Origin of the sequence: Pedobacter sp., assembly GCF_045628745.1 — a bacterium.
Taxonomy (GTDB): Bacteria; Bacteroidota; Bacteroidia; order Sphingobacteriales; family Sphingobacteriaceae; genus Pedobacter.
In genome coordinates this window covers 1-5,407 of record NZ_JAZQPU010000034.1, presented here as the reverse complement: position 1 = coordinate 5,407, position 5,407 = coordinate 1, and the positions used below count along the sequence as shown (strand labels likewise).

2 protein-coding genes and 1 pseudogene are annotated in these 5,407 nt (G+C 38.3%); all 3 read right to left on the bottom strand.

Features of this window, described 5'->3' with window-relative positions; translation table 11 throughout:
* The coding region (locus ACR2F7_RS01445; RefSeq protein ID WP_432711831.1) for a RagB/SusD family nutrient uptake outer membrane protein at positions 1-471 on the bottom strand (471 nt) is incomplete at its 3' end.
* 93 nt (positions 472-564) lie between these two features.
* The gene (locus ACR2F7_RS01440; protein ID WP_432711830.1) at positions 565-3,756 is read right to left on the bottom strand and encodes a SusC/RagA family TonB-linked outer membrane protein; all 3,192 of its coding nucleotides are present in this window, start codon (positions 3,754-3,756) and stop codon (positions 565-567) included.
* A gap of 132 nt (positions 3,757-3,888) precedes the next feature.
* A pseudogene (locus ACR2F7_RS01435) lies at positions 3,889-5,407 on the bottom strand (glycoside hydrolase family 2); the annotation flags it as partial.

Below are 5,407 nucleotides of genomic sequence, written 5' to 3'. Positions count from 1 at the left end.
ACCACCAAATTGTTTAACCAATTTAAAGTAATCAAAAGCACGCATAAAATAACATTCGCCTAAACGGGTGTTCAATGCTGTCCCTTCTGTATATACCGTTGGGATGTTTTTGATACCTGTATTTGCGGTATTGATATTTGCATACATATTGTCCCATACATTTACAAATTCAACAGTTCTTGAATCTAATACGGAAGAATAGGTATTGAATTGAACTTTGTCTAAGCCACCACCATTGGTAAACTCATCTGTACCATAATTGGTGGTTGCGTAAGCCCATTCATACATAAAATGGAAACGCAAGCCATCGTACATACCTGCAACAAGACTCTCTAAGCCTTCTACAGTTTCATAATGTTTATTGGTTAAAGTAGCGACCATCTCTTCTTCCAAATACTTTTTACAAGATGGCAATGATAATGAGGTAGCCAAAATTAGGCAACTCAAAACTATATTGTTAATTTTTTTCATTCGTATTTATATTTTTAATAGTTATGAAGCCATCATCAGCTTTATACACTGCTTTCTACGCTTAAGCTGATGATGGTTTCTTATCTGTAATTCTTAAAATGATGCATTTATACCTAGCACTAAACTTCTTGATGAGACACTTGAACTAATATCCGGATCAATGATGCCATTTTTAGAGTATAAATATGGATTTAATACCTGGGTGTAAATTTTCAAGTTACTCATGTGTAGTTTCTCTAATTTAATGCGGGGCACAGCGTAACCCAGGGATACATTCTTTAATTTAACAAATGTTCCATCCAGGTAATTCATAGATGAATAGAATGTTGGTTGCCCACCGTTACCATAATCAGCACGTGGATAAGCATTAGTAGGGTTGTCAACAGTCCAGTAATCTACTTTTCTAGAAGCATATCTACCCTGCATATCAACGGCACCACCTTCAATCATAAATCCTGATCTTGCATAGAAGAAGAAGGAGAATTCCCAGTTTTTGTAATTAAATGTATTAGTGATACCACCTGTATATTTTGGGAACTTGTTGCCAACCACTTTTCTGTCGTTGTTAGCATCAATTTTATAATCATTGTTTAAATCTTCTACACGAATGTCTCCAGCTTTAAAACCAGCTCCGTTGGCGTTAAATTTTGCCATTTCTGCAGCATCTGCCGTTTGCCAGATTCCAATTTTTTGATAATCGTAAAAGTTGAATAAAGATTTTCCAATGTATGCTTTTAATTCAATAGCATCTTGTTTTCCGTTATAGGTTTCTGTTACCTGGTCTGAATTGGTGCCAATATTGAAATCTGTATTCCATCTGAAATCAGGTTTGTCAATGTTTCTTGTTGAAACAGAGAATTCAAAACCTTTATTTTTCGTTTGACCAATATTAAAATAAGTAGAGGTATATCCTGATACACTTGATATTGTACGGTTCATTAACAAATCATTTGTTGTTGACCTGTAATATTCAATACTTCCAGAGACACGGTTATTGAAGATGGAATAATCAACACCTAAATTATATTGTGTTGTTCTTTCCCATTTCAAACCCATATTAGGCAAGGTTGCTGGGTTTGATGCTTTAGGGTCTGAAGGGATATAACCTAATACAACCTGGTTGCCAAAAACAATTGGCATTTGGGTTAAACCACCAGCAGTTGAATAAGGATCAATTGAAGAGTTTCCTATTACACCCACTCCAAATCTTGGTTTCAATTGGTTAATCCATTTTATATCTTTCATGAATGATTCTTCTTCCATCTTCCAGGCTAAGGCCACAGAAGGGAAGGAACTCCATTTGTTTCCTTCTGCAAGAACTGATGAACCATCCCATCTAGAGGAAACAGTAAGCAGGTACTTGTCATTAAAGGTGTAATTTACACGGGCCATTAATGAAGAAAGGGTGTTTTTACTATACGCAGAACTCCAGCTATCTAAAGCACCTTTAGACGTAGAGGCAAGGTTATACCAAAGTTGGCTGTTATACGGCAATTTTGAAGCCGTCATATTCGAACTTTCAAGGGTGCTTAACTGTGAACTTTGTAATAAAGTTACATTGAACTTATGTTTTTCACCAATTGCTTTGTCGTAAAAAATTAAATTATCTAATGTATAAGTGAAGTTCTGGCCTTGTGATAGACGGGCATAATTGGTTGAAGTAGTTGCACCACCACCCTGTAAAATAGATCTCTGGTCATTGAATTGTCCAGATCGGTTGTTTCTAAAATCTGGCCCAAAGTTAACACGATATTTTAAACCTTTAATAGGTTGAATTTCGGCGTAAAAGCTTCCTAGTGCTCGAAGTACTGTTCTTTCATTGGTTACATAATCTGCTTCCAAAATAGGATTTAAAATCCCGACATCCCCACCCGGCTGATAGATATACTGGCCATTTTCATCATAAGGTACTGCATAAGGTAACATGCCTAATGCAGCAGCATAAATACCATTGGCAGATCTTGATCCAGAACCTGTATAACCATAATTCTGTACTGACCAACTTGCATTAATTGATCCTCCCATGGAAAACCATGTAGTTGGCTTAAAATCTACACTCAGTTTAGTACTGTATCTTTTGTAATCCTGTCCAATATTTGTTCCTTTTTGATCAAGATAGCCTGCAGAAAAATAAGAGCTTACTTTGTCCGTTCCTGAACTTACGCTCAAGGTATGATCTTGTGTAATACCAGTTTGTTCTACATAGCCTGTCCAATCTGTGGTTGCAATTTGACTTGCGTCATAAATAGGAACTTCAGCCACGCCCCATTTGGCTTTTTCTTCTGCTGTAGTTGGGCGCATTGCTGCAATTCGGTTTGCCTTATCTACCCAGGTGTAACCTTTTGAAAAGTTCTCCCAAGCTACAAGATCACTCTTTCCAAAATATTCAAAATCGTCTTTTGGGTTAGGGTATGGGGTAGTATAAGCTACATTTCCTCCCTGTACAAATACTCGGTAAGCATTTCTGCGGTATTCTGCATATTCGCCTGAATTGAACATTTCAGATTCATTGTGAATTTTCTCTACTGTAGCGGTAGCATTATAAGTAATGTTGGTGAGTCCATTTTTACCTTTTTTTGTAGTTACCAAAATTACTCCATTTGCAGCTCTGGAACCATAAATAGCAGTAGCAGATGCATCTTTTAAGATGTCTATAGATTCAATGTCATGTGGGCTGATTGACTCGATGCCCCCAGCACTCAAAGGAATGCCATCTACCACATAAAGTGGGTCATTGGTGGCTAATAAGGAACGGTTACCACGGATACGGATACTTCCCATTTCACCCGGACGGGCGTTTGAAGTTATATCGACACCAGAAACTCTACCTTGAACAGCCTGTAATGCATTTTGTACAGGTAGTTTCTCAATTTCTTTGGCACCGATCCCGGCGATTGCTCCAGTTAAATTTCCTTTTTTGGCTGTTCCATAACCCACAACCACTACTTCAGAGAGGTTATTGCTTTCTTGTACTAAGTTAACCGTTAAAGTTGAAGCCTGACCTACCAAAACTTCTTTGGTGGTATAGCCAAGATAAGAAAAAATTAGGGTTTGAGTGGGCAGTGCAGCTAGCGTGAACTGACCTTTTTCATTGGTTACAGCGCCTGTAGACTGGCCTTTTACGGTAACTGAAACACCGGGAATGCCGAGCTTAAGTTCATCTGTAACGGTACCCGTAATGGTTTTCTGCGCTGATGCATTTAGAAAACTAAACGTAAAAACGAATAGAAATGCCAATAAACGGAAATGAAATGGATTACATTTCAAGTAAAAGTTTCGATACATACTTGGTTAATTTGATTGGATAAAGTGTTGGGATGGAATTATTTAGTTATTATTAAAAATTATTGCAAGGCGCAATATATAGGTTACCAGAAAAACTGGCAACCTGTAGCATCCTGACTTGAAATGTTGCCCCTAATTTGCAGGGACAACTTCGTCAGTCAAAATATTTTCTTTTGGCATGGTAAACTGCTTGTTTTCTGTGGCTGGTTTTGGAGTGCCAAAGTAGAAATAAAGCGTGCGTTGAGTGCTTCCATTAATTTGATTGGGCTCACTTAAAGGGCCTAATGACCTGGTATTGTTGTTGATATTGAAGGATAGTTTTCCTCCGATTGGTGGAATCTGGTCTAAGAAAGAGATGTCTCCAATAGGTAAATCTGGTCTTGGGTGTGGTCCCGTTAAACCGTAAAAATCAAACAGGCGAACAAAAAGGTTATCCTCTTTGGATGCAACAATAAATTTACCTTCGGCAGTGTTCATTTCTAACCAGGTGAGGTCAGCAAAATAGCCTTTGAACTCTGGGAAAATCCATGGCGCACTTCCCGTTTGGGTATTGTTATTCATATTTTGCCATACGTTTAAAGTAGTGCCATCAAGTCTGTTTTTCCACACTCTATATGGGCCCTTAGCTAAATATTTTGCACCAAACACATAATTTTCTGGATAGCTGAAGCTAATCCCGGCAAAAGGAAAAGAGCCGTTAAGGTTATAGTCGTAATAGAGTTCCAGCCATCCGCTTGGATGCATTGTCCAGCGCACGGTTTTCATGTTTCCACTGAAGCTGGCTTCAACTACATAAGCATCATTTTGTTTATAATGTTTGATTCCTGTAAACGTAGCCTGTCCACTCACCAATACTGGTCCGTTTGTAAAGGATAGCGATTTACTGAAATCGTTGTCAAGTTGTACCAACTGGCCATTTTTCTTGCCAATACTTACCGTAATACCACTTGCTTTAAGTTTAATGGTACTGTCGTTTTCCATTACGGTTACGGTTTCTTTGCTTTCCTTAATCACAAGGCTGTCAATCAGGCTAGCATTGTTTTTAATTTTCCAGGTCCATTTATACAATTCATTTTTCAACGGATCGAAAGCTGTAAAGGTGATGGCATCGTGGTTTTTCCAGTCTGCAGGAAGGTTGATTTTAATGTTTCCTTTGGCTACCGGTAAGATAGATGGTGACGTTGCTGTACCTTTTTTAATAATTTGGTAACCCGGCGACAGATCTGCCGGACGGTTAAAGTTAACCAATTCCCATTGATAAGTACATTGGTTAAGGTTGGTATAGTTATATCTGTTTTCTACAGGGATGCTGCCATTAAAATTTGCCGGCAAAGCTTTCATGGTTATTTTAACCGGAGAATAGATTTCTTTAATAGCATTGTAACTGCCTTCTTTTTCTCTATGTGGGCCTACGATACCATCGGGTGCATTGATGCCATTCACATCGATGAGGTTATTCATATCCGTACGCACGATTCCTTCATCTAATAAAGCCCAAAGAAAACCTCCTGCGCCTTTTTTTGAATTCCAATGCAGGTCCCAGAAATCAGATAGTGCTGCTGCACCACCACCGTCATCCTGCGCATGAAGAAACTCCGTGACCATATAGATATTGGTGTCAGCAAGAATTTTTTGTGTGCTGTAATAATCT